This is a genomic window from Arthrobacter sp. LjRoot14 (assembly GCF_964253905.1).
Classification (GTDB): domain Bacteria; phylum Actinomycetota; class Actinomycetes; order Actinomycetales; family Micrococcaceae; genus Arthrobacter.
This window is the reverse complement of sequence record NZ_CAXURL020000001.1, coordinates 4,487,180-4,512,605: the sequence shown is the minus strand read 5'-3', so window position 1 is coordinate 4,512,605 and position 25,426 is coordinate 4,487,180. Positions and strand designations below refer to the sequence as shown.

Sequence of the window (25,426 nt, the reverse complement as noted above, 5' to 3'; positions counted from 1 at the left end):
TGAGTGTCCTGGAACGGCGGGGGCGGGGCGCAGGCGGTTTAGTGTTTGGCACACTGTTGGGTCCTGAGGCAACAGGACCGGGAGGGTTTCTTTCCGGGTTTTGTTTGTTTCTGGTTTCCTGGCTGCATCGATCATGCATGTTTGTGTGTGTGGGGTGTGTGGTACGGGGTTGTTGTTTGAGAACTACATAGTGGACGCGAGCATCTTTTATAAGAAGCAATTTCCAAGAATATGAACCTGGATCTGTCGCTGTTGTCCTTCGGGGCGGTGGTGGTGGTTTTCATGGTTCTCTCGAAAATTAGCGTTTTTGATCTTTTGTGGTCAAGTTTTTAAGAGCACACGGTGGATGCCTTGGCATTAGGAGCCGAAGAAGGACGTAGGAATCTGCGATAAGCCTGGGGGAGTCGATAACCGGACTGTGATCCCAGGGTGTCCGAATGGGGAAACCCCGCCAGGGACGCGAGTTGCCTGGTGACCCGCATCTGAACACATAGGGTGCGTGGAGGGAACGCGGGGAAGTGAAACATCTCAGTACCCGCAGGAAGAGAAAACAATAGTGATTCCGTTAGTAGTGGCGAGCGAACGCGGATCAGGCTAAACCGTTCCATGTGTGATAGCCGGCGGGCGTTGCATGGTCGGGGTTGCGGGACTTTCCGTGCTGTCTCTGCCGGGACAGCGAGGTGTGATGTGCAGGCATAGGTGAACGGTCTTGAAAGGCCGGCCAGAGAGGGTGTGAGCCCCGTAACCGTAATGTTGTGTACCGCCTGGGAAGTATCCCAAGTAGCACGGGGCCCGAGAAATCCCGTGCGAATCTGTCAGGACCACCTGATAAGCCTAAATACTCCCTAATGACCGATAGCGGACCAGTACCGTGAGGGAAAGGTGAAAAGTACCCCGGGAGGGGAGTGAAACAGTACCTGAAACCGTGTGCTTACAATCCGTCGGAGCCAGTCTGATTCTGGTGACGGCGTGCCTTTTGAAGAATGAGCCTGCGAGTTAGTGTTACGTCGCGAGGTTAACCCGTGTGGGGCAGCCGTAGCGAAAGCGAGTCTGAATAGGGCGTTGCAGTGGCGTGATCTAGACCCGAAGCGAAGTGATCTACCCATGGCCAGGTTGAAGCGACGGTAAGACGTCGTGGAGGACCGAACCCACTTCAGTTGAAAATGGAGGGGATGAGCTGTGGGTAGGGGTGAAAGGCCAATCAAACTTCGTGATAGCTGGTTCTCCCCGAAATGCATTTAGGTGCAGCGTTGCGTGTTTCTTACCGGAGGTAGAGCTACTGGATGGCTAATGGGCCCTACAAGGTTACTGACGTCAGCCAAACTCCGAATGCCGGTAAGTGAGAGCGCAGCAGTGAGACTGTGGGGGATAAGCTTCATAGTCGAGAGGGAAACAGCCCAGACCACCAACTAAGGCCCCTAAGCGTGTGCTAAGTGGGAAAGGATGTGGAGTTGCGAAGACAACCAGGAGGTTGGCTTAGAAGCAGCCATCCTTAAAAGAGTGCGTAATAGCTCACTGGTCAAGTGATTCCGCGCCGACAATGTAGCGGGGCTCAAGTACACCGCCGAAGTTGTGGCATTCACATTTTATCCAAGCCGCCTCCTTTGTGGGGTTGGTTCAGGAGTGTGGATGGGTAGGGGAGCGTCGTGTGGGCAGTGAAGTCGCGGTGTAAACCAGCGGTGGAGCCTACACGAGTGAGAATGCAGGCATGAGTAGCGAAAGACGGGTGAGAAACCCGTCCGCCGAATGATCAAGGGTTCCAGGGTCAAGCTAATCTGCCCTGGGTAAGTCGGGACCTAAGGCGAGGCCGACAGGCGTAGTCGATGGACAACGGGTTGATATTCCCGTACCGGCGAAAAACCGCCCATGCTGAACAGGGGATACTAACCGCCCGAGACCTGCCCGATCACCCTTGTGGTGTGAGGGTTTTGGTGGAGCGCGGGACCTGATCCTGGGAGGTAAGCGTATTAACAGGTGTGACGCAGGAAGGTAGCCGAGCCGGGCGATGGTTGTCCCGGTCCAAGGATGTAGGGCGAACGGTAGGCAAATCCGCCGTTCATGATGCCTGAGACCTGACGGGACCCCTTTAGGGGGGGATTCGGTGATCCTATGCTGCCTAGAAAAGCATCGACGCGAGGTTTTAGCCGCCCGTACCCCAAACCGACACAGGTGATCAGGTAGAGAATACTAAGGCGATCGAGAGAATTATGGTTAAGGAACTCGGCAAAATGCCCCCGTAACTTCGGGAGAAGGGGGGCCCCAACCTTGATGGACACGTGCTGTCCGGAGGGGATCGGGGCCGCAGAGACCAGGGGGAAGCGACTGTTTACTAAAAACACAGGTCCGTGCGAAGTCGCAAGACGATGTATACGGACTGACTCCTGCCCGGTGCTGGAAGGTTAAGAGGACCGGTTAGCCGCAAGGCGAAGCTGAGAATTTAAGCCCCAGTAAACGGCGGTGGTAACTATAACCATCCTAAGGTAGCGAAATTCCTTGTCGGGTAAGTTCCGACCTGCACGAATGGAGTAACGACTTCCCCGCTGTCTCAACCATAAACTCGGCGAAATTGCAGTACGAGTAAAGATGCTCGTTACGCGCAGCAGGACGGAAAGACCCCGAGACCTTTACTATAGTTTGGTATTGGTGTTCGGAGTGGCTTGTGTAGGATAGGTGGGAGACGTTGAAGCCCGGACGCCAGTTCGGGTGGAGTCATCGTTGAAATACCACTCTGGTCACTTTGGACATCTAACTTCGGCCCGTAATCCGGGTCAGGGACAGTGCCTGATGGGTAGTTTAACTGGGGCGGTTGCCTCCTAAAAAGTAACGGAGGCGCCCAAAGGTTCCCTCAGCCTGGTTGGCAATCAGGTGTCGAGTGTAAGTGCACAAGGGAGCTTGACTGTGAGAGAGACATCTCGAGCAGGGACGAAAGTCGGGACTAGTGATCCGGCGGTACATTGTGGAATGGCCGTCGCTCAACGGATAAAAGGTACCTCGGGGATAACAGGCTGATCTTGCCCAAGAGTCCATATCGACGGCATGGTTTGGCACCTCGATGTCGGCTCGTCGCATCCTGGGGCTGGAGTAGGTCCCAAGGGTTGGGCTGTTCGCCCATTAAAGCGGTACGCGAGCTGGGTTTAGAACGTCGTGAGACAGTTCGGTCCCTATCCGCTGCGCGCGCAGGAAATTTGAGAAGGGCTGTCCTTAGTACGAGAGGACCGGGACGGACGAACCTCTGGTGTGTCAGTTGTACTGCCAAGTGCACCGCTGATTAGCTACGTTCGGATGGGATAACCGCTGAAAGCATCTAAGCGGGAAGCTCGCTTCGAGATGAGATTTCCATACACCTTGTGTGTGAGAGGCCCCCAGCCAGACCACTGGGTTGATAGGCCGGATGTGGAAGCGAGGACTAACGACTCGTGAAGCTGACCGGTACTAATAGGCCGATAACTTACACCACACACCCCTTTCGTGAACGGATTCAAAAGACGTTCACACCATGAAAAGGGGTAAAAAGAAAACAAGACTGCTTGCGTCCACTATGTGGTTCCCAACCAACAAACCCGTTGCGTTGCAGGAACAAAACACAACAAAATAACAACACCACTAATGTTGTAACCACAAGATTTCCCAACCCCTGGCGCACGTGCCGGGGGTCCGGGTAGAAGGGTTACGGCGGTCATAGCGTGGGGGAAACGCCCGGTCCCATTCCGAACCCGGAAGCTAAGACCCACAGCGCCGATGGTACTGCACCCGGGAGGGTGTGGGAGAGTAGGTCACCGCCGGAACATCATTCAGGTCGAGAGCCCCAACCAGGCAACTGGTCGGGGCTCTCCCACGTTAACCACCAAAACCACACCCACACCCACACACCCAGGCCCGGCACCCCTCCCGACACACCCTCTCTCAGATCCGGCACCCCTTTTGCCGGCTCTCCGTGGTTGATGGTGAAACAGGTTCCGTGTCTTGAAAGCTGAAGGGCTCGTAGCCCTGCTGTGATGGATGTTCTCTACGCATTCATCAAGTCAGGAGCTACGAGCCTTGATCGAGCCTACTTCCCCGCGCCCCGATGCTGCCACCGCCATTTTCAACCTGCCCGACTACCGAGTCACCGATACTGAGGTCCTTGCCTTCGGGCAGCGGCGGATCCGCGTCGTGGCCACCGCCGAGGCCGGCTGCCCGTCGTGCGGGGTGATCAGCACCCGCGTGCATTCCCGCCGGCCGCAACGGCTGCGTGACATCCCTGTCGCCGGGCCGGTCGAAGTAGTCTGGGCCAAGCGGAGATTCTTCTGCGATGAGCACCTGTGCCCGCGCCAGACATTCACCGAGGAAACATCCCAGGTCCCGCGCCGGGCACGCTCCACCCGCCGGCTCCGTGAGGCCCTGGTGGCCGCTGTCATCGGATCCGGCAGGGCAGCCGCCGAGGCCGCCGCTTCGTTCGGTGTCTCATGGTGGCTGGTGCAGCGGGCTCTGGATTCCGCGGCGCTGACGCTGCCCGATGTCGACGCCCTGGCACCGCGAATGCTCGGCATCGATGAACACCGCTACCGGTCCGTGCGGTTCTTTCGCGACCCTGCCACCAAGGCCTGGAAACGCTACGAACCCTGGATGACCACCATCGTGGATCTCGACACCGGACAGGTCCTGGGGATCGTGGACGGCCGCGACAGTGAGGGGGTCGGGGACTGGCTGTTCGCCCGTCCGCTTCAGTGGCGCCTGGGCGTGCAGGTCGTTGCCATCGACCCGTCCGCGGCGTTCCGCAAAGCACTGCGGATGTGGTTGCCGCGCACCGCTGTCTCAGTCGACGCGTTCCACCTGGTCAAGCTCGGCAACGACATGCTCACCGAAGTCCGCCAGCGGCTCACACAGCAGGTGCATGGCCGGCGGGGGCGTTCCATCGACCCGGTGTGGGCCAACCGGAGGCTGCTCCTGCGCGCCGGGGACACGCTCTCGGACCGGGCACGGGACAGGCTCAGCACCGTCTTCGCGACCGACGATGCCACCGGAAAACTGCAAGCGGCCTGGCTTGTCAAAGAACAGCTCCGGACCCTGCTGACCACAGGCTCTCTTGCGGACGCTGCCGCCGCGAAAGCCCGGCTGCAGATCCTGGTCGAGCGGGCCGCGCAGCCCGAGACGAACCGGCTCTGGCGCACGGTCTGTCGGTGGTGGAAAGAGATCGAAGTCCTCATTGTCACCGGAGCGACAACCGCGAAAGTGGAAGCCAACAACACCGCAATAAAGCACATCAAAAGGACTGGCCGGGGATTCACCAACGCACGCAACTACAAAACGCGTATCCTGTTGCGCAGTGCAGCCAGAACAGCCGCATGAACATCCCTCACGGCAGAACGTTCACCACGAACCGTGAAGAGCCCTTTTGCCGGACCCTCTCTCACATCCGGCACCCCCTTTTGCCGGCCCCTCTCTCACTACCTGCGCCTTCCGGGCACCAGGACCAGGCAACCCCCTCGAACCCCCGCCGCCACCGGGAGAGCATCCGGAAACAACCCGCCACAACCGAGAGAGCATCCCGGAAACAACCCGCCACAACCGAGAGAGCGTCGCCCGGGGGAGTGCGAAAGGTGAGAGAGCGTCCCGTACCCGTCCCCAGGCGGGTTGCGGCGGCCGTCCGCTGATGGCGAAATACGGGGCCAAAAGGCCTCAAAACCGGTGATTTACCTCAAAAAATGGCGGAAACACGCGGAATTTGCGGACCTGACCGCGGCAAGCTGGTAAGTTTTCGAACAGTGGCTTGTGCGCATGCCGCGTTCAGGCTCCAGAAATCATGACCGTCCAGGAGGACATAAATGGCTAAGAACCGTAGTGAACTTGTTGCAGAGGTAGCAGGCAAGGCCGGCACCAGCCAGGCAGCCGTCAACTCCGTGCTCGATGCACTGTTCGAGGTTTTCGAGACCTCTGTCGCCGCGGGCGAGAAGATCACCATCCCCGGCTGGCTCGCAGTTGAGCGCACCGACCGCGCAGCCCGTACGGGCCGCAACCCGCAGACCGGCGAGACCATCCAGATCGCCGCCGGCCACAGCGTCAAGCTGACCGCGGGCTCCAAGCTGAAGGCTGCTGTCTCCAAGAAGTAGCATCCGGCGTCCAACGCTTGAAAGGGAGCGGTAACCTGAGGGTTGCCGCTCCCTTTGCGTTTATGCCGTCGATTCGCGGCGCAGGCACCCGTAGCGGACAATGGATAGGTGCCCTCAGCAGCAAAATCCCGCCCCACCCATCCGCAGCCTTCCCCCACTCCGGGAAAGACGGGGGTCTCTGCGGGCGCTGCGGGTATTTCCCGGTCATGGCAGTTCGCCGGCCTCGCAGCGCTCTTCCTGGGGCTAGCAGCGGCCCTCTTGTTCTCCGGAGCAGCTGCCGCACGTGAGGTCTCTGATCCCGGCGCCCTGATCCGCTGGGGACTGCCCATCAGCAAGGCCATCCACAACGTCTCGCTGGCCACAGTGATCGGCGGCCTGATTTTCGCAGTCGGCATCCTGCCGCGCAATGCCAACGGTTCCCGGTCCAAGGACACCGCCACAGCAGAGCACCCGGCGTTCTCCCGTGCCTTGGCCGTGGCGGCCGCCGCAGGCGCTGCGTGGACGCTGTCAGCCATTGCGGTGCTGGTGCTGACCTATTCGGACGTTGCCGGCCAGTCGCTCTCCGGTGATGCGGAATTCACCCGCGCGCTGGTCTACTTCATGACGGACATCGAGACCGGCCGGGCCTGGCTCACCGTCACCATCGTTGCCGCAGTGGTGACCACGGCATTGTTCGGGGTGAGGTCCCTGACGGGCCTGGCCATCACGCTGGTGCTGTCGCTGGCGGGCATGGTGCCCATCGCCCTCATCGGCCACTCCTCTAGCTCCAGCGACCATGAAGGCGCCATCAACTCCCTGGCCCTGCACCTGGTGGGCGTTTCCGCGTGGGTGGGCGGCATCATCATGCTGGCCATCCTGTCCGGCATCCTGACGGGAACGGGCGCCAACGCCGGTGCCAAAGCAGCCGGCAAAACGGACATCACCGAGCCCACGCTCCGCCGGTTCTCGTCCCTTGCCGGGTTCGCCTTTGTCCTGGTGTTTGCCTCCGGTGTCATCAATGCAAGCATCCGGATCACCAGCTGGCACGACCTCTTTGGATCCGCCTACGGGCAAATGGTGCTCGCCAAGGCCGTGGCCACCCTGATGCTTGGCGGCATCGGCCTGATGCACCGCCAGTGGGTCATCCCGCAGCTGAACCGCAAGGGCGCTGCGCTGTCCTCCCGGCGGGTGCTCTGGCAATTGGTCATCGCGGAACTGCTGATCATGGGCGCGACGTCGGGAATCGCCGTCGCACTGGGCCGTTCAGCCCCGCCGCAGCCCACCACTTTCGCTCCTGACGCCTCTCCGGCCTTCATCCTCTCCGGCTACGAACTGCCGCCTGAGCTGACCCCGGAACGCTGGCTCACGGAATGGCGCCTGGACTGGCTCTGGATCGCCGTTGCTGCTTTCGGCCTGGTCTCCTACTTCCTCGGCGTGGCCAAGGTCCTGCGCCGGGGCGACAAATGGTCCTGGTTCCGCAGTGCCAACTGGGTGATCGGACTGGTGGTCCTCACCTACGTCACCTCCGGTCCGCCGGCGGTCTACGGGCGCGTGCTGTTTTCCGCCCACATGGTGGATCACATGGCGCTCACCATGGTGGCTCCGATCTTCCTGGTGCTCGGCGCCCCCGTAACGCTCGCGCTGCGCGCCCTGCCTGCACGCGCCGACGGCTCGCGGGGCCTGCGCGAATGGCTGCTGCTGTTCGTGCACTCCAAGTTCTCCCAGCTGGTCACGCACCCGCTCTTCGCCGCGGCCAACTTTGCCGGTTCAATCGTGCTGTTCTACTACTCGGACGCGTTCGGCTACGCCATGCGGGACCACGTGGGCCACGAACTCATGAACCTGCACTTCGCCCTCACCGGCTACATCTTCGTCCTGACCATGATCGGAACGGACCCGCTGCCCCGCCGCGCACCCTACCCGATGCGGCTGCTGCTGCTCCTGGCCACCATGGGCTTCCACGCTTTCTTCGGCGTAGCGATCATGGGAGGCACAGGGCTGTTGGCCGCGGACTACTTCGGCAACCTGGGCCGGACCTGGGGACCCTCCGCGCTGCTCGATCAGCAGATGGGCGGCGCAGTGGCCTGGGGCATCGGCGAAGTACCCACGTTGCTGGTGGCAATCGGCGTCGCCGTGATGTGGTCCCGTTCGGATGCGCGGGAGTCCAAACGGACCGACCGGGCAGCGGACAGGAATAACGACGCCGATCTCACTGCTTACAACGATATGTTTGCCAAGTTGGCTGAACGCGACGCCAAGCTGGCTGAACGCAATTCAAAGCTGGAAGGACGCTGATGAGCGAAACCGTACGGACCCACCACCGGGTCCGCGCCTCCGAACTGGTGGGCCGTAACTGGCTCAACACGGGCGGGAAGTCCCTGGACCTGGAATCCCTGCGCGGCAAGATCGTGCTCCTGGATTTCTGGACCTTCTGCTGCATCAACTGCCTGCACGTTCTCGATGAGCTGCGCCCGCTGGAAGAGAAGTACTCCGACGTCCTGGTGACGGTGGGCGTGCACTCTCCGAAGTTCGAGCACGAGGCCGACCCCGTTGCCCTCGCCGCCGCCGTGGAGCGCTACGAGATCCACCACCCGGTCCTGGACGACCCCGAGCTGGAGACCTGGAAGGCCTACACCGCCCGCGCCTGGCCCACCCTGGTGGTCATCGACCCCGAGGGCTACATCGTGGCGCACCTGTCCGGTGAAGGCCACGCGGACGGTTTGTCCGTGCTGATCCCGGAACTCATCGCCCAGCACGAGGCAAAGGGCACCCTGCACCGCGGCAACGGCCCGTACGTGGCACCGGAGCCGACGTCGGGCACCTTGCGTTTCCCGGGCAAGGCCCTCTTCCTCCCGGCCGGCCGGGGCACCTCAGCCGGCGGAACGTCCGAAGACGCCGCTCGCGGCGCGGGCTCCTGGCTCGTCACGGACACCGGCCACCACCGCCTGGTGGAGCTGGACACGGACTTCCACACTGTGCTGCGCACCTACGGCTCCGGGACCAAGGGACACGCCGACGGCCCCGGCGCCGACGTCGACTCGGTCAAACCCGCCGCACAGTTCAACGAACCGCAGGGCCTGGTCCTCCTGCCGGAAGACGTGGCAGCGAAGACGGGCTACGACGTCGTAATTGCCGACTCCGTCAACCACCGCCTTCGCGGGCTGTCCCTCGCGGACGGAACCGTGACCACGCTCGTGGGCAGCGGCGTGCAGCGCCTGCTCGAGACAGGGCCGGCGCGGGTGGACGAGGATGCGGCAGGCTTCACCGGACGCCTCAGTGACCATCCCCTGGACGTTGCCCTGAGCTCGCCGTGGGACGTTGTCTGGTCCGCCAAGCTCAATGCCGTGGTTGTTGCCATGGCCGGCGTCCACCAGATCTTCAGCTTCGACCCAATCTCCGGAGCCGTATCAATCCTTGCCGGCAACGGCCTGGAAGGGCTCCTGGACGGTGCCGCGCACGAGGCCTGGTTCGCCCAGTCGTCCGGCCTGGCCGAGGACGCTGACGGCAACATCTGGGTGGCAGACTCGGAGACCTCCGCGCTGCGCAAACTCGTCATTGACGACGACGGCACGGTCACTGTGGAGTCCGCCGTCGGCAAGGGGCTTTTCGACTTCGGCTTCCGTGACGGGCCGGCCGGGGAGGCAAGGCTGCAGCACCCGCTCGGCGTCACTGTTCTGCCGGACGGATCTGTTGCCATCGCGGACACCTACAACGGTGCGGTGCGCCGCTACGACCCCGCCACCGGGACCGTGTCCACGCTGGCCCGCGGCCTGTCCGAGCCCTCCGACGTGATTGTGGACCACACGCACACCGTCGGCTCCGAGCCGCTGCTGGTGGTGGTGGAAGCCAACAAGCACCAGCTGATCTACGTGCCCATCCCCAAGGAAGCCCAGCAGGTGGACGAGGGCGCCGTTCAGACGCACCGGCCCAAGAGTCCGGTCGCACCCGGCACCCTGGAGCTGACCGTTCGCTTCACGGCACCCACCGGGCAGAAGCTCGATGACCGATGGGGAGACCCCACACAGTTGAAGATCTCCTCCACGCCGCCCGAGTTGCTGGTGGCCGGCGGCGGAACTTCGGTGGGCCTGCAGCGGACGCTGGAGCTCTCCGCCGACGTTCCCGACGGCGTGCTGCACATTACGGCGCGCGCCGCAGCTTGCGACGGCCCCGAAACGGCCGACGGCGAGATCCCCGACCACGCTGCCTGCCACCTGTACCAGCAGGACTGGGGCATCCCGGTGGTGCTGCAGGCCGACGGCGACACTGAGCTGGTCCTGGACCTCCGCGGCATGGACTGAGGTCCTCCTCAAAAGCACCACAGAAGGCTGCGGCCCGTGACCACGCGTCACGCGCCGCAGCCTTCTGGCGTCTGCGGGCTATTGGCCGCCGCCCAGCCGGGGCCGGCCTAGTAGCTGAGGAGCGGGGTGACCCTGACGGTGTCGCCGTCAACGTCCAGGCGGGTGGTGAAGCTGAAGTCGTGCTCCACATCCAGGTCGCCCACGATGCCGGTGAACAGGTCGGTTTGCTGCGCCTTCAACCGGGCCTTCCCGTCCAGCGGTGCCACCACCCAACGGCCGCCGAAGGGCTCGATGGACACCTTCGGGTACTCGCTGATGCTCCAGTCGATGGTTCCCGGCGTCACGCGGTTGAACGTGGCGTGGTAAAACGGGCAGTCGGGCTGGAGTTTCTGCTCCTTCACGGCTTCCGCGGCGCAGGTATCCAGGAATTCCTTGACCTTGGCGCCCACGGCGTCCTTCAGCGCGGGGGTGGCTTCGGTCAGGAGGCTCAGCGGGGCGGTGGGGACGTCACGTCCGGACACCGTGGCACGGGTGGGCGGGGCAGAGAAGTATTCGCCGTTCAGGCTGGCCTCGTACTCCCCTGGATAGAAGACGGCGAAGGAATTGCGGCCGTTGGGCATGTTCACCGGAACACCGTTGAGGGTGGCCTGGTTGGAGTTGACCACTGTGACTTCCAGGACGGGAAGCTTGGCCGGCACGAACGCCCACTTGTTGAAGAAGAGCCATTCGGTCCCGGTCCGCTCCAGCAGGAACTCGGTGCTGAGCCGGCTGCCGTCAATGGTGTAGTCCATCGGAACCATGACCTGGTTCCCGGAGCGTTCCTGGGTCTCGCCGAACTTCACGTTCGTCACCCGGGAAGCCGCCGTTTGCAGGGCCGTTCCGTCCAGCATGGCGGCGTCGCTCTCCGGGACGGAGGCGCGCAGGAGGCCCAGCGCCTTCTCGCCCTCGCCCTTCTGCAAGGCGTCCAGATATTCCCGTACCGGCTGCTCGGGACTCGCCACCGAGGCGTTCACCAGGTTGACCGCGACGATGGCTCCGGCGATGGCAAGCATCAGGCCCAGCAGCCATCCGGCCGCGATCCTTACCAACGCTTGACTCATCTGCACGCACCTTACGTTACCTGCAAGGCGCGTGAAAGCAGGTGCGGGCGACCTCAAGCATGACGCCGCCCGGTGGCTGTCAGACAGTCCGACGGCGGCCGGCCGGCACCCTTGCCAGCCCCGCCGCGGCGCTAGCGGCGGCTCTACCGGCGGCGCCGGGAGGACGTGCCGAAGACGCCCCGCAACAGTTCCCGGCCCAGTTGGGTTCCGAGCGAGCGGGCCATGCTTTTGAGGCCGCCGCCCAGCGCGCCGCCCAAGGCTCCGGCGAGATCGTCAGCCATGCTTCCGCCTGATTCCTTCCGGGCCTGCGGCGCTGTGCGTTCGCCGCTGCGTGGCCGTTCCGGTACCGGGGCCGGCCTGCTGCTGGGGCGGCCCAGGATTTCCTCCTCGATGCGCCGGGCATCGGCGTCCACTGAGGCCTGGTCCATGGTTTCGGGAACGGGGCTATTGGGCACAAAAATGTCCGGGTTCGGAGTGGGAGGCTGCCCGGGCGCCGCCGCCCCGGTGGGGGCGGCGCCCTTTCCTGAGATCTTCTCGTAAGCGGAGACGTTGTCCACGGCCGTGCCGTATTTTACGAGCAGCGCGGAACCGGCCACGGTGCTCTTGACGAGGTCCTCCGTGCTGGGGCCCATCACTGATTCCGGGGCACGGAGGCGGGTCAATGCCACCGGGGTGGGGGCGCCCTTTTCATTCATCACCGTGATGACGGCTTCACCGATTCCGGCCGAGGTCAGCGTTTCCTCGAGGTCGTAGTCGCTTATCGGGAACGTGGACACGGTGGCTTTCAGGGCCTTGGCGTCTTCCGGGGTGAACGCACGCAGGGCGTGCTGGATGCGGTTTGCCAGTTGTCCCAGGACATCGGCCGGCACGTCCTTGGGGGTTTGGGTGACAAAGAAGATGCCCACGCCCTTGGAACGGATGAGCCGGACAGTGGTGGTGATCGCCTCCAGGAATGCCTTGGAAGCGTCGTTGAAGAGCAGGTGGGCCTCGTCGAGGAAGAAGACCAGTTTGGGCTTGTCCAGATCCCCGGCCTCCGGCAGGTCCTCGAACAGGTCTGCGAGCAGCCACATGAGGAAGGTGGAGAACACCATGGGCTTGGTCTGCAGCGTGGGCAGTTCCAGGCAGGTGATGACGCCGCGGCCGTCAGGGGCGGTGCGCAGCAGTTCGGCGGTGTCGAACTCGGGCTCGCCGAAGAAAGCTTCCATGCCCTGGGCCTCAAGGGTCACCAGTTCGCGGAGGATGACACCGGCTGTCGCCTTGGAGAGGCCGCCCAGCGCCGCGAGCTCGTCCTTGCCCTCGTCCGACGTGAGGAACTGGATGACCGCCCTGAGGTCCTTGAGGTCGATCAGTTCCAGGTTGTTCTTGTCCGCAAAGTGGAAAACGAGCTGCAGGCTGGATTCCTGGGTGTCGTTGAGCTCCATGATCCGCGAAAGCAGGATGGGACCGAAGGACGTGATGGTGGCCCGGACAGGAATGCCGTTGCCGTCACCGCCGAGGGCCAGGAACTCCACGGGAAAAGTCTTGCCCGCCCAGGCCTGGCCGATGCTGTCCGTGCGCGTTTTCAGTTTCTCGCTGCCTGTGGCGGCGGTGGCCAGCCCGGAAAGGTCTCCCTTGATGTCGGCGAGGAACACCGGCACCCCGGCTGTGGACAGCTGTTCCGCCATCATGTGGAGCGTGACGGTCTTGCCTGTGCCTGTTGCGCCGGCCACCAGCCCGTGCCGGTTCATCATGGCCAGGGGCAGCCGGACGGGGGCGTCCTTGTGGAGTTCGCCGTCGACGATTGCGGCCCCCAGCTCGATGGTGGCGCCGTCCAGGGTGTATCCCTTCTGGATGGTGGCGACTTTATCTGCAGTGGATTTGATGGCCATGCCGATAGCTTAGCCGCGGGTGCCCAGATCTTTGCTGAATGCCAGGAACTTGATGGTCCGCCCTTCGGCAGTCAGTCCTTCGGGGCCTGGGCGATCCGGACCATGTTGCCGGAGGGGTCGCGGAAGGCGCAGTCACGCGGCCCCCAGGGCTGGTCGATGGGTTCCTGCATGACCTCGGCGCCGGACGCTCGGACTTTCTCGAACGTTGAGTCCAGATCGTCGCTGCGGAAGACGAGCATGGGCAGGACCCCCTTGGTGAGGAGTTCCTGCATCATGTCCCCGTCCTCCTGGGAACGTCCGGCATGCGGCTCGGAGAGCACGATCTCGAGGCCGGGCTGGGCGACGCTGCCGAGCGTGATCCAGTGGAATCCTCCGGAGGCCACGTCGTTGCGTAGTTCGAGGCCGAGGGCGTCCCGGTAGAAGCCGAGAGCCTTTTCGGTGTCGTTGACGGTGATGTTGCAGTACTGGAGTGAAATGGTCATGCAACCAAGCTATTTGGCGGGCGTCAGAACCGCTTCTTGAATCCTGCTCACTTGTGCGGGGCGCCGGCTGGGCCGCGTGGCGAGCCTGGCCACGCAGCCCGGCATTGCCTCCACCGCGCTGTGTTCCCGGAGTCGGTATGCGCTCGGAGGTTCCCCGACAAGTTCCGCGAAGCGTGAGCTGAAGGATCCCAGCGACGTACAGCCCACCGCCATGCAGGCATCGGTCACGCTCATGCCGCCGCGGAGCAATGCCATGGCCCGCTCGATCCGGCGGGTCATCAGGTAGCTGTAGGGAGTCTCGCCGTAGGCGGCCCGGAACTGCCGCGAGAAATGCGCCGGCGACATCAGGGCCTTGCGCGCCATGGTGGGCACGTCCAAGGCCCGGGCGAAGTCCCTGTCGATCAGGTCCCGCGCCCGGCGCAGATGCGCCAAGTTGGCGAGCTCTTGCGGGGTCATGCCACGAGCGTACGCCGCGGCGCCCGGGAGCGCCACGGCGAAGTGCAGGGCAGGCGCCGGGTTTGACGGTAAAACGGGCCATGGTTTCCCGTTGAAGCGTCGGATTTCGTGCTTGTGCCAGCAACTATTCGGCAGTGCAAATCCGGCGTTCGCCGGCGTCACGGAAACACTTCCAAGGGCTGCGGCGGCCGGAACGAAGCTGCCCGGCCGCCGCGGCCGTCGGGGGAGGCAGGCCTACTCTCCGAGGGCCTTGATGACTTCCTTTGCCACGTCCTCGCTGGACTGCGGATTCTGGCCGGTGATCAGGTTCCGGTCGCGGACCACGTTGGAGCTCCAGGCGGCGCCGTTCTCCACGATCGCCCCCTTGTCCTTCAGCACGTCCTCCACGAACCACGGGGTGTTGGGTCCGGTGCCGCCGTTGAGTTCCTCGTCGTCGGAGAAAACGGTGAGGCGACGGCCCGCGAACGCAAACTTCCCGTCGTCGTCAACGGCGCTGAGGAGGCCTGCGGGACCGTGGCAGAACGGCGCGATGACCTTGCCGGCGCGGTCCGCCTCAGCCAGGATGCGGCCCAGGGCGGCGTCCTTGTAGAGATCCGCCATGGGGCCGTGGCCGCCCGGCATCACCACGGCGTCGTACCCGGAGGGGTCGACGTCGGCGAGCACCAGCGGAGCGGAAAGTTCGGCGTCGATCTTGGCGAGGTACTCGCGGAAGCTGTCCGCCCGGTCCTGGCCGCCGGCAGACTCTGCGGCGAGGCTCACCTCATCCACAGTGGGCTTGGCGCCGCCGGGGGTTGCGATGTGCACCGTGTGGCCTGCGTCGCGCAGTGTCTGGTGCGATACCACCAGCTCCTCCGCCCAGTAGCCCGTGGGGTGCTGGGTGCCGTCCCGCATGGTGAGGGAATCGGCGGCGGATACCACCATCAGAATGTTTGCCATGATGTTGCTCCTGTCCGGCCGGCCCGTTCGGGTCGGCTCCTAAGGGCGCCAACCCGCTAAGCATGCTGAGTATTCCTGCGGGCCGGGGCGCGCAGTAAGCTTTGGCATGGCCACATCACTGCTGAAGATGGTTCTGTCCGTTGCCTCGGCACTTGCCCTGGCCCTGATGGGCGGCAGTCCGGCGACGGCGGGACCGCCGCGTACGTCCGATCGCGTGGGCATCGATGTCTCGTGGCCGCAATGCGGAAAGACCCTGCCTGAGGGGCTGGCTTTCGCGATCGTGGGCGTCAACAACGGACTCGCGAACACCACGAATCCCTGCCTCGGGGACCAGCTTGACTGGGCCGATTCGACGATTGTGGAAGACCAGGTCACTAGCCAGCCGCGCGTCGCCCTCTACGTGAACACCGCCAACCCCGGGCTGGCCGGATCCTGGTGGCCCAAATCCAACTTCTACATGGGCGCCGTTGTGGACAATCCCTACGGGAAGTGCCAGGGCAAGAACGACAAGGCCTGCGCCTACGTGTACGGCTACGCGAAAGCATACGACGACGCCGTGCTCCGCGGCGTTGATGGCCCGGAAGACTACTTCTGGTGGCTGGATGTGGAGGCGGAAAACAGCTGGCAAGCCGATACCGAAGCCAACCGGGCCGACCTGGAAGGAATGACCGCCTACTTCGAAAGCATCGGCGCCGAGGTCGGAATCTATTCCACCGGCTACCAGTGGGGCAGGATTGCGGGGGCGGTCCCCTCCACCAGCAATCTGGCCGGGCTTCCCAGCTGGCTTGCCGGTGCGCGAACCTTGAAGGGCGCCCAGTCCAATTGCTCGTTGGCGGGGCTTACGCCGGGCAGCACAGTGGAAGTGACGCAGTATGTTTCCGGCGGCCTGGACTACAACTACGCCTGCGAATAGCGGCTCGCGAGCGGCGTTACAGGAGTTCATTAGATTGCTTGGAGTCAGTCTCAGTGAAACATGAGTACTGAAGACAAAAAACAGGTATAGAAACACCAAAGTCGAGTGGAGCCTGCTGATGTTTTTGTGAGTGGACGACCCTAGCATCGGGACTATAGATGCGGCCATTGACGGCCGCATTTTCCGTTCGCACCCGGGGGTCACCATGCAACAAGCGTCCACCACGTCCGTATTCGTCCGCCGGCTGGCTGCGGCCGTCGTCCTCCCTGGCGTCCTGACCAGCATGTTGGTGCTGGTACCGGCAGCCCATGCGGCCAACGACACCGCCAGCATCTGCAACGGAGTGGTGAACCAGCTGGCCCATCGCGGCACCGTACAGGAAAACCTGCTCAAGGCGGCAGCCCGCAAGAACGCCGTGTTGATCGCCTCCCTCCAGGCCGAACGCGCCGCGCTGCAGGCCACAGCAAACAGCCTTGCGGCGGAGATCGCCGAGGCGGACAAGGCGCTTGCTGGACTTGAAGCTGAGGAAGAGCAACTGGTGACGGAGGTGGGCTCGGCGGAAACCGAGCTGGCGGGATTGCTGGTCGCACAGACTATGGCGGCCCAGTCGGTCGCGGACGCGGAGAAGGCGCTGGCCGGGCTTGAGGCGGATGTTGCCGCCACCGAAGCGCAACTCACCCCGTTGCAGGAGGAGCTCGACGTCGCCCAAGCCGCGGCTGTGCTTCTAGCGCAGCAGAAAGCTGCCCTGGAAGCCCAGGAAGCGGCGAAGAAGTTGGAGATCAGCGCGGCCGAAGACGAACTCTCGGGGCTCCAGGCGGCAGCAGACGCCGCAGCCGAGGCCTTTGCCGCCAAGAACGCCGAGATTGCGAAAGCACAGGGCGAACTGACGAATCTCACCGGGATAGCCGACGATGCCGCGGCGGCCGCGACCGAAGCGGCCCAGGCCGTCAGCGACGCCGAGGCCGAGCTCGCACGGCTCCAAGGGGCCGGGGATACCGCACAGGCGCAGCTCGAGGCCCAGCAAACTAAGGTTGCGGACGCCAAGTCGACACTCGTTACCCTGCAGTCGACAGCTGCGGCTGCGGCCGACGCCGCAGCGGCAAAAGCGGCTGAGATCAGTGCTGCCCAGAGTGAACTCATGTCGCTGGAGGCTTCAGCCAGCCGGGCCGCTGACGCACTGACTGCCAAGAATGCCGCGATCGCCGCGGCGCAGGAGGCGCTTTCCTCGCTCGAGGCAACCGCGGCAGCGGCCGCATCGGCGCTCGCCGCCAACACTAACAAGGTCACTTCGGTCAACGCGGAAGTCACGACGCTCCAAGGGCAGATTGCGGCCGCGAACACCGCAATCGCGGCCAAGCAGGCTGAGCTGACAACAGCGCAAAGCCAGCTCGCCACGCTGCAGGCCAGCAAGGCTTCACTTGAGTCGGAGATCGCCGCGCTTACGGCGCAGATTGACGCGATCAACGGCAATTCCAGAGCCAAACGGGATCTGATAGCACAGCGGGACGTGAAGCAGGCCCAGCTGAACGATGTGAACGGCCAAATCAGCACCAAGAATGCCCAGATTTCCGGGTACCAGGGTGACCTGGCCGCTCTTCAGAACTCTGTGGATGCGCTGAACGCCCAGCTCTTGGCCAAGCAGCAGGAAAGCAGCGCACTGCAACAACAGGCTGCGCCGCTCCAGACGGCATTGACCGAAGCGAACGCCGCCGTCGCCACAAAGGAGAGCGAGATCTCGACGCTGAAGGCACAACTTCCGGGCCTCGAATCCGCGGTGAGCGCCGCGAACGCCGCTGTTGCTGCCAAGCAGGGAGAACTCACGGTTCTGGAGGGCCAGCTGCCGGCACTCCAAGGTGCTGCAGCCACGGCCGCGGCGAGCGTCACAGCTCAGGAAAAGGTCGTGGCTGATCTGGAAGCCGCAATTCCGGGTCTGGAGACCGGCGTGGCCGAGGCCCAAGCCGCGGTTGCCGCGCAGAAGGCGGTGCTCGCGGGTCTGCAGTCCAACCTGGCAGAAGCGAACGACGCCGTCGCGTCCGCAAACGCGGCCGTGGAGGCCAAGAGGGCGCAGATCAGTGCCTTGGAGGGTGAGTTGCCGGGTCTTCGGACTACGGCGGATGTTGCCAACACCTCGGTTTCGACCAAGCAGGGCGAGATCGCGAAGCTGAATACTGAGATGGACGCATTGGTCAGCCAGTTAACGGATCTCAACGCGCGGATCGCCGCCAAAGAGGCCGAGGTTCTGGATCTGCAGAACCGTGTGGCTCCACTCCTGGAACAGCTCAACAAACTCAACGGGGAGATCAGCGCGACGGAGGCCCAACTCAAGACCCTCCAGGCGCAGCTGACAGCGCTGGACCAGCAGGTGACGACCGCCCAGGGACAGCTGAGCACCCTCGCGGCCCAAAAGAAGACAAACAAGGACGCCATTGAGGCCCAGCGCATAAAGGTCAAGTCCCTTCAAGACCAGCTCGGCGCCATTCAGGGCCAGATAGCAGCCATCGACGGGCAGATCCTGCTGGGCGGCTGCGTAGCGAAATAGCACAAGCGAGCTAAAAGGAGCGGGGTCGCCGGAAACGGCGGCCCCGCTCCTGCGTGTCCGGCGCCACGGCGACATCGAGAAATAACCCGGGCGCCGCCGTCGTTGTCGCCAGTGTGCCTGTTCCGCAACCGGAACGGTGACCGCAACGCTCCGCTACGAAAGGCCGGCTCCTCCGTGACTGTTCCGCTTTCCATCCTTGACCTGGCCACCATCGCTAAGGGCCAGACAGCGGCCGAGAGCTTCGCCGGCAGCGTGGCCATGGCGCAGCGGGCGGAAGAGCTGGGCTACCGCCGGGTCTGGTATGCGGAGCACCACAACATGTCCTCCATCGCTTCGTCGGCGACGAGCGTGCTGATCGCCCACATCGCGGCCAACACCAGCACCATCAGGCTGGGCGCCGGCGGCGTGATGCTGCCCAACCACTCCCCGCTGACCATCGCCGAGCAGTTCGGCACGCTGGAGACGCTGCATCCGGGCCGCATCGACCTCGGCCTGGGCCGTGCGCCCGGCAGCGACCAGAACACCATGCGGGCACTCCGCCGCGACCCGATGTCCGCGGACAGTTTCCCGCAGGATGTCCTGGAACTGCAGGGCTACCTCACCGGCCCCACCCGCATCCAGGGCGTTGAGGCGACGCCGGGCAAGGGCACCAACGTGCCGCTGTACATTCTGGGGTCCTCGCTTTTCGGGGCCCGGCTCGCAGCGCAGCTTGGACTGCCGTACGCCTTCGCCTCGCATTTCGCTCCCAATGCCCTGCAGGACGCGGTGGCCATCTACCGCCGGGAATTCAAGCCTTCGGCCCAGCTGGATGCCCCGCACGTGATTGCAGGCGTCAACGTGATTGCGGCCGATTCCGCCTCCGAGGCCCAGGAGATGTTCCAGGCCACCAAGCGCGCCCGCGTGTCCCTGTTCTTTGGCAACGGCAGGGTGTTCACCGACGACGAGGCGGACATGATCCTCGACTCGCCGCAGGGCCAGCACGTAGCCCAGATGATGAAATACTCGGCGATCGGGACCCCGGATGTGGTGATGGACTACCTGGATGAGTTCGCCGCCCACGCTGACGCGGACGAGCTGATCGTGGCCCACCAGAGCAACGGAACCGAGGCCCGCCTGCGGTCCGTGGAACTCCTCGCCAGCGCTGCGGGGCTGGTCCGCGCCTAGGGCCGCGTCACGCCGTCGGGCGCTACCTTTTGAAAGCGCTCCCCTTGACAACTCTCAACTGAACCGGTTTAGTGGATATCACTGAACCGGTTCAGTGAGTTGTATCATTGAGCCGCCGAGCGAGTAAAGGCGGAATCCATGGCAGTCACCATCAGCGACGTCGCCCACGCGGCCGGCGTCAGCAAGGGTGCTGTCTCCTATGCCCTCAACGGCCAGCCGGGAGTCAGCGAGGGAACCCGGGAACGGATCCTCCAGGTGGCCAAGGAACTCGGCTGGAAACCCAGCCTGCGGGCCAAAGGCCTCTCGTCCGCCAAGGCCTACGCCTTGGGGCTCGTCGTTGCCAGGGACCCCTCCCTGCTCGGAACGGACCCCTTCTTTCCGGCGTTCATCGCCGGCATCGAAACGGCGCTCGCGGAACACGACTACACCCTGGTGCTCAGCGTCGCTACGGGCGCCGGAGCGGAGGAACGCTGCTACCGCAAGCTGGCCGAGAACGGAAGGGTGGACGGGTTTCTCCTCACCGACGTCCGACACGACGACTCCCGCATCCCGCTGCTGCAGGAACTCAAACTCCCGGCGGTCACCTTGAACCGGCCCGACGCGGAATCGCCGTTCCCTGCCGTTTCCATGGACGACTGCGCCGGAATCACGGCAGCCGTCGAGCATCTGGTGGCGCTGGGCCACACCCGCATTGCGCATGTCGGCGGCGGCCAGGAATACATCCACGGCAGGAGCCGCCGCCAGGCGTGGGAAGACGCTCTGTCCGCTGCCGGCCTCCGCGCCGACCTGTTCGTGGAGGCCGACTTCACAGCCGCAGGAGGCATGGCCGCCACCGCCGATCTGCTCCGACGGGCGGACAAGCCCACGGCAATCGTGTACGCCAATGACCTGATGGCGACCGCCGGCCAGTCTTACGCACAAACCCAGGGCCTCACGGTGCCGGGAGATTTGTCCGTCACGGGCTATGACAACGCCGACTTCACCCAGTACCTCAATCCGCCCCTCACCACCGTCTCCACCGATCCCATGCTCTGGGGCCGGGTTGCCGCCCAGGTGCTCCTCAATCAGCTCAGCAACGCCCACGACGGGCAAGACACGGTTCTCCAGGCTCCGACTCTTTTGGTGAGGGCCTCCACCGGCCCGGTACCCGCCCGTTAGTTCGCCCCGCTCCACCTTGCACCCAGCTCCACCCCATGCCCAGCTACACCCCGCACCCAACCCTCTGTTTCCCTAAATAGGAGTCGCAATGAAGCGCTTTTCAACAGCCGCGCGCGTATTGTCCGTGGCCGCCCTGACCATCATGGGCGCAGGCCTCGCTGCCTGCGGCGGGGGAGGGGGAGGCAGCTCCGCCGACTCGGCCACGGCCGCCAAGGGCCCCATCAAGATCTGGTACTCCAACAACGAGTTCGAGGTGAAGTGGGGCAAGGCAATGGTGGAGTCCTGGAACGCCGCCCACCCGGACGAGAAGATCGATGCCCAGGAAATCCCGGCTGGCAAGAGCTCCGAGGAAGTCATCGGCGCAGCCATCACAGCGGGCAATGCCCCGTGCCTGGTCTTCAACACCGCTCCGGTGGCGGTGCCGCAGTTCCAGAAGCAGGGCGGACTCGTCGCCCTCGACTCCTTCCCCGACGGCGCGCAGTACATCAAGGACCGCACCGGCGACCTCGCCGATCAGTACAAGTCCACGGACGGGAAGATGTACCAGCTTCCGTGGAAATCCAACCCGGTGGTCCTGTTCTACAACAAGGACATCTTCGCCAAAGCCGGCCTGGACCCCGAAAACCCCAAGCTCGGCTCGCACGCCGAATTCCTCGAAACCGCCCGGACCCTCGTAAAGTCCGGCGCCACAGCCAACGCCGTATGGCCCTCCCCGGCCAGCGATTTCTTCCAGTCGTGGTTCGACTTCTACCCGTTCTACGCTGCCAACACCGACGGCACTCCGCTCCTGAAGGACAGCAAGGCCACCTTCGACAGCGAAGAGGGCAAGCAGGTCGCCACCATGTTCGCGACCCTCTACAAGGAGAACCTGGCGTCCAAGGAGGTCTTCCAGGGCGACGCCTTCGGTGAGGGAAAATCAGCCATGTCCCTGGCCGGCCCGTGGGCCATCGCCGCATACAAGGACAAGGTCAACTGGGGCGCCGTGCCGGTGCCCGCCGCTGAAGCCAAGGCCGATACGTCCACCTTCTCGGACGCCAAGAACGTGGCCATGTACTCCGCCTGCGAGAACCAAGGCACAGCCTGGGAGGTTATGAAGTTCGCCACCAGCCAGGAGCAGGACGGCAAGTTGCTGGCCGAGACCGGCCAGATGCCCATGCGCAAGGACCTGACCACTGCGTACGCCGACTACTTCACCAAGAACCCGCTCTACACCCAGTTCGCCGAGCAGGCCGGACGCACCGTCGAGGTGCCCAACGTGCCCAACTCGGTTGAGGTCTGGCAGACCTTCCGGACCGCCTACGCCAAGTCAGTGATCTTCGGCAACGAAAGCATTGACTCCGCGTTCAAGGGCGCCGCAGAAAAGATCGACCAACTGGCAGCGCAGAAGTAGCGAGTGATCCCCAATGTCACTCCGATCTTCTGACGGCGGGCCCGCGGCGGGCAGTCCCGCAACGGGCGTGCCGGTTGGACGGACGGCTGACCAGCGGCCGGCGCCCAGGAAACGCAAGAACATCCTGGGCCGCCAGCCGCTGGGGCTGCTGTTCAGCGCCCCGTACGTCATCTACGTCCTGGCTGTCCTGGCCTACCCGCTGGGCTACGCCGTTTACATCTCCTTCCACGATTTCTTCTTCACTGCCCCGCGGGTCAAGGTGGACCGCCCGTTCGTCGGCCTGGACAACTACATCACCGTCCTGTCAGACCCCGCCGTCCAGCGTTCCTTCGCCAACATCGGAGTGTTCCTGGTCATCAACGTCCCGCTGACCGTGGGATTGTCCCTGGTCCTGGCCAACGCCCTGAACCGCGTGACGAAGCTGCGGACCTTCTTCCGGGTCAGCTACTACGTCCCGTACGTCACCGCAAGCGTCGCCGTCGTCGGCGTCTGGCTGTTCCTGTTCCAGCAGAACGGGCTGGTCAATGCGTTGCTGGGGCCACTGGCCCCGAACCCGTCCTGGCTGACCAACTCCTGGCTGGCCATGCCAACGGTGGCGCTGTACGTCACCTGGAAACAGCTGGGATTCTTCATCCTGCTGTACCTGGCCGCACTGCAGAACATCCCGGACGAGCTGTACGAATCCGCCTCGGTGGACGGCGGAAACAAATGGGTCCAGTTCTGGAACATCACGGTTCCCGGCGTTCGCTCGGCCAGCGTACTGGTCACGCTGCTCGCCACCATCACCGGCGCCAACCTCTTTACCGAGCCGTACCTCCTCACCGGAGGCGGCGGCCCGGACGGCGCATCGACGTCACCGGTGTTCCTGATGTACCAGAAGGGCATCCTTCAGGGAAACCCCGACGTGGCGGCCGCCCTGGGCGTCATCCTGGTGATCGGCGTCCTGCTGATTGCCTTGATCCAGAAACGCCTCGTGGGCGGAAAGGAGGCCTGACATGTCGGTCATCGACGCGGCGACCGCCGCCAACAACGAAAACGAAAAGAACGACGACGACGCCGGACTGCCGGGCGCTCTTCCTTCCGGCCGCGGAGGTTCCACAGTTGAAAAGCGCAGGAACCTCGGCGTTGGCAGCTTCGTGCTGCTGGCCGTTGGCGCCTTCGTATTCCTGTTCCCCTTCTACTACATGTTTATTGGCTCGCTGCAGACGTCCCCGGACACTTCAGTGGCGGGTGCATTCCCCAACCCGGCCAACCTCACCGGCGAGAACTATGCCAACATCAACGGTTCCATCGACCTGCTGAAAGGCCTGGTCAACTCCGGGATCTTCACCGGCGGCGTCATCCTGTTCACCGTGGTCTTCGGCCTCCTGGTGGGCTACGCCCTGGCACAGATGCATTTCCGCGGCAAGGGATTCGTCTTCGGCATGATGCTGCTGGTGCAGATGATCCCGTTCCAGCTGCTGCTCATCCCGCTGTACGTCATGATCGTCCGGGACTACGGCCTGGCGGACAGCTACATCGGCATGATCCTGCCGTTCGCGATCAACTCCACCGCCGTCTTCGTTTTCCGTCAGTACTTCATGCAGCTGCCGTCGACGCTGTTTGAAGCCGCCCGGATCGACGGTGCCTCCGAACTGCGGATCCTGTGGCAGATCGCCATCCCGCTGGTGCGTCCGGCAATCGTCACGGCTGTGCTGCTGACCTTCATCGGTCCGTGGAACGAGTTCCTGTGGCCGTTCCTTGTCACCAAGGATTCGTCCATCCAGCCGCTTGCGGTGTCCCTCGCCAACTACATTTCCAACGTCGCCGCCACGGCCTCCAACCCGTTCGGTGCAATCCTTGCCGGCGCCTGCGTCCTCGCGGCACCTGCCATCGCGCTGTTCATCTTCTTCCAGCGCCAGTTCATTTCCACCAATATCGGATCAAGCGTAAAGGGCTAATCAATGACTTCCCCCCACACTTCCGCACTCCCCACCGTTCCCTTCACCCTCACCCGCGCGGGGGTCATCATGTCCCCGGAAGAGGGCAACGACTTTGAAGCGGAAGGCGTCCTCAACCCCGCCAGCGGCCGGGGCCCCGACGGCGAGCTGTACCTTCTGCCCCGGCTCGTCGCCAAGGGTAATGTATCCCGCGTCGGCCTGGCCAAGGTTGTCATCGAAGACGGCGTTCCCACCGGAGTGGAACGCCAAGGCGTAGTGCTCGCCCCGGACGAGGGCTGGGAACGCGGCCTGAACAACGCCGGTACCGAGGACCCCCGCACTACTTGGGTACCCTCCCTGGGCAAGCACCTGATGACCTATGTCGCCTACGGTCCGCTGGGCCCGCGGCTCGCTTTCGCGCATTCCGAGGACCTCCGCAGCTGGGAACGCCTGGGCCCGTGCTTCTTCGAATACAAGGCCGAGCTCTCCATGGACCTGAACCTGTTTCCCAACAAGGACGCCGTGTTCTTCCCGGAACCTGTCAACGACCCTGACGGCATTCCCTCCTATGCGATGCTGCACCGCCCCATGTGGGACCTGGGCTGGATCCGTGACGGCGAAGGCGAGCACCTGCCGGCCGGCGTGACGGACAACCGACCCGGCATCTGGATCTCCTACGTGGCCGTGGAAGACGTGGAAAAGGACATCCGCAACCTGGTGCACATGGGCAAGCACACCCTCGTTGCCCTCAGCGAGTTCCCGTTCGAGGAACTGAAGATCGGTGGCGGTCCCGCGCCGATCCGCGTCGATGAGGGCTGGCTGCTCATCCACCACGGTGTGGCCGGTGCCCTGGAGAAGTCCGCGTTCGACCACCAGCAGAAGGTCAACTACACCGCGGCCGCCATGATCCTGGACGCCAGTGACCCCAGCAAGGTCATTGCCCGCAGCGACAAGCCGCTGCTGGCACCGGAAACCGAAGACGAGATCTCCGGCATCGTGCCCAACGTGGTGTTCCCCACCGCCATCGAGGAAGTGGACGGCCAGCTGTTCGTGTTCTACGGCATGGCTGATTCGAAGATCGGCGTGGCCAGGCTGGACCGCGTTCCGGCCAACTAGCACCAGCCCGCCTGACCAC

17 protein-coding genes and 2 rRNA genes are annotated in these 25,426 nt (G+C 63.9%); 14 read left to right on the top strand and 5 right to left on the bottom strand.

The window, feature by feature from the left end; all coding sequences use genetic code 11:
- Positions 1–319 precede the first annotated feature (319 nt).
- The 6 genes from ACSQ12_RS20455 to ACSQ12_RS20430 all read left to right on the top strand — a co-directional run bounded on the left by ACSQ12_RS20455 (position 320) and on the right by ACSQ12_RS20430 (position 10,366).
- Positions 320–3,457, top strand: a 23S ribosomal RNA gene (locus ACSQ12_RS20455).
- Between the two features lie 211 nt (positions 3,458–3,668).
- Positions 3,669–3,785 (top strand): 5S ribosomal RNA (gene rrf, locus ACSQ12_RS20450).
- 253 nt (positions 3,786–4,038) lie between these two features.
- Positions 4,039–5,328, top strand: coding sequence for an ISL3 family transposase (locus ACSQ12_RS20445; RefSeq protein WP_436064951.1), 1,290 nt, complete (start codon positions 4,039–4,041; stop codon positions 5,326–5,328).
- Positions 5,329–5,804: 476 nt separating this feature from the next.
- Positions 5,805–6,089, top strand: coding sequence for an HU family DNA-binding protein (locus ACSQ12_RS20440; RefSeq protein WP_011693739.1), 285 nt, complete (start codon positions 5,805–5,807; stop codon positions 6,087–6,089).
- A gap of 108 nt (positions 6,090–6,197) precedes the next feature.
- A complete protein-coding gene (locus ACSQ12_RS20435; protein WP_436066703.1) occupies positions 6,198–8,363 on the top strand; it encodes a cytochrome c oxidase assembly protein in 2,166 nt (721 codons plus the stop codon).
- A complete protein-coding gene (locus ACSQ12_RS20430) occupies positions 8,363–10,366 on the top strand; it encodes an NHL domain-containing thioredoxin family protein (RefSeq protein ID WP_436066702.1) in 2,004 nt (667 codons plus the stop codon). The genes ACSQ12_RS20435 and ACSQ12_RS20430 overlap by 1 nt, the downstream gene beginning before the upstream one ends.
- Positions 10,367–10,473: 107 nt before the next feature.
- Here ACSQ12_RS20430 and ACSQ12_RS20425 read toward each other — a convergent pair whose 3' ends face one another.
- The 5 genes from ACSQ12_RS20425 to ACSQ12_RS20405 all read right to left on the bottom strand — a co-directional run bounded on the left by ACSQ12_RS20425 (position 10,474) and on the right by ACSQ12_RS20405 (position 15,208).
- Positions 10,474–11,466: a hypothetical protein gene (locus tag ACSQ12_RS20425; protein ID WP_209742013.1), complete on the bottom strand. Its 993-nt coding sequence runs from the start codon at positions 11,464–11,466 to the stop codon at positions 10,474–10,476.
- 143 nt (positions 11,467–11,609) lie between these two features.
- Positions 11,610–13,334, bottom strand: a complete 1,725-nt coding sequence (locus ACSQ12_RS20420; protein ID WP_436066701.1) for a helicase HerA-like domain-containing protein — start codon at positions 13,332–13,334, stop codon at positions 11,610–11,612.
- A 71-nt stretch (positions 13,335–13,405) separates the two neighbouring features.
- Positions 13,406–13,816: a VOC family protein gene (locus ACSQ12_RS20415; protein WP_436066700.1), complete on the bottom strand. Its 411-nt coding sequence runs from the start codon at positions 13,814–13,816 to the stop codon at positions 13,406–13,408.
- Between the two features lie 9 nt (positions 13,817–13,825).
- A complete protein-coding gene (locus ACSQ12_RS20410; RefSeq protein ID WP_436066699.1) occupies positions 13,826–14,272 on the bottom strand; it encodes a helix-turn-helix transcriptional regulator in 447 nt (148 codons plus the stop codon).
- A 234-nt stretch (positions 14,273–14,506) separates the two neighbouring features.
- Entirely contained in the window at positions 14,507–15,208 is a 702-nt protein-coding gene (locus ACSQ12_RS20405; RefSeq protein WP_436066698.1) for a type 1 glutamine amidotransferase domain-containing protein, read from the bottom strand.
- A 106-nt stretch (positions 15,209–15,314) separates the two neighbouring features.
- Here ACSQ12_RS20405 and ACSQ12_RS20400 point away from each other — a divergent pair, with 106 nt between their 5' ends.
- The 8 genes from ACSQ12_RS20400 (at position 15,315) to ACSQ12_RS20365 (ending at position 25,407) form a co-directional block, all read left to right on the top strand.
- Positions 15,315–16,121, top strand: coding sequence for a hypothetical protein (locus ACSQ12_RS20400; protein WP_436066697.1), 807 nt, complete (start codon positions 15,315–15,317; stop codon positions 16,119–16,121).
- A 205-nt stretch (positions 16,122–16,326) separates the two neighbouring features.
- Positions 16,327–18,660, top strand: coding sequence for a chromosome segregation ATPase (locus tag ACSQ12_RS20395; protein WP_436066696.1), 2,334 nt, complete (start codon positions 16,327–16,329; stop codon positions 18,658–18,660).
- A 174-nt stretch (positions 18,661–18,834) separates the two neighbouring features.
- Entirely contained in the window at positions 18,835–19,824 is a 990-nt protein-coding gene (locus ACSQ12_RS20390) for an LLM class flavin-dependent oxidoreductase (protein ID WP_436066695.1), read from the top strand.
- A gap of 138 nt (positions 19,825–19,962) precedes the next feature.
- Positions 19,963–20,982: a LacI family DNA-binding transcriptional regulator gene (locus ACSQ12_RS20385; RefSeq protein WP_436066694.1), complete on the top strand. Its 1,020-nt coding sequence runs from the start codon at positions 19,963–19,965 to the stop codon at positions 20,980–20,982.
- Positions 20,983–21,070: 88 nt separating this feature from the next.
- Positions 21,071–22,372 carry an ABC transporter substrate-binding protein gene (locus ACSQ12_RS20380; RefSeq protein ID WP_436066693.1) on the top strand — a complete coding sequence of 434 codons (1,302 nt, stop codon included), beginning with the start codon at positions 21,071–21,073 and terminating at the stop codon, positions 22,370–22,372.
- A gap of 13 nt (positions 22,373–22,385) precedes the next feature.
- Complete coding sequence (locus ACSQ12_RS20375; RefSeq protein ID WP_011693717.1) at positions 22,386–23,366, top strand: carbohydrate ABC transporter permease; 981 nt, start codon at positions 22,386–22,388, stop codon at positions 23,364–23,366.
- A 1-nt stretch (position 23,367) separates the two neighbouring features.
- Positions 23,368–24,312, top strand: coding sequence for a carbohydrate ABC transporter permease (locus ACSQ12_RS20370; RefSeq protein WP_011693716.1), 945 nt, complete (start codon positions 23,368–23,370; stop codon positions 24,310–24,312).
- Positions 24,313–24,315: 3 nt separating this feature from the next.
- A complete protein-coding gene (locus ACSQ12_RS20365; RefSeq protein WP_011693715.1) occupies positions 24,316–25,407 on the top strand; it encodes a glycoside hydrolase family 130 protein in 1,092 nt (363 codons plus the stop codon).
- Positions 25,408–25,426 lie beyond the last annotated feature (19 nt).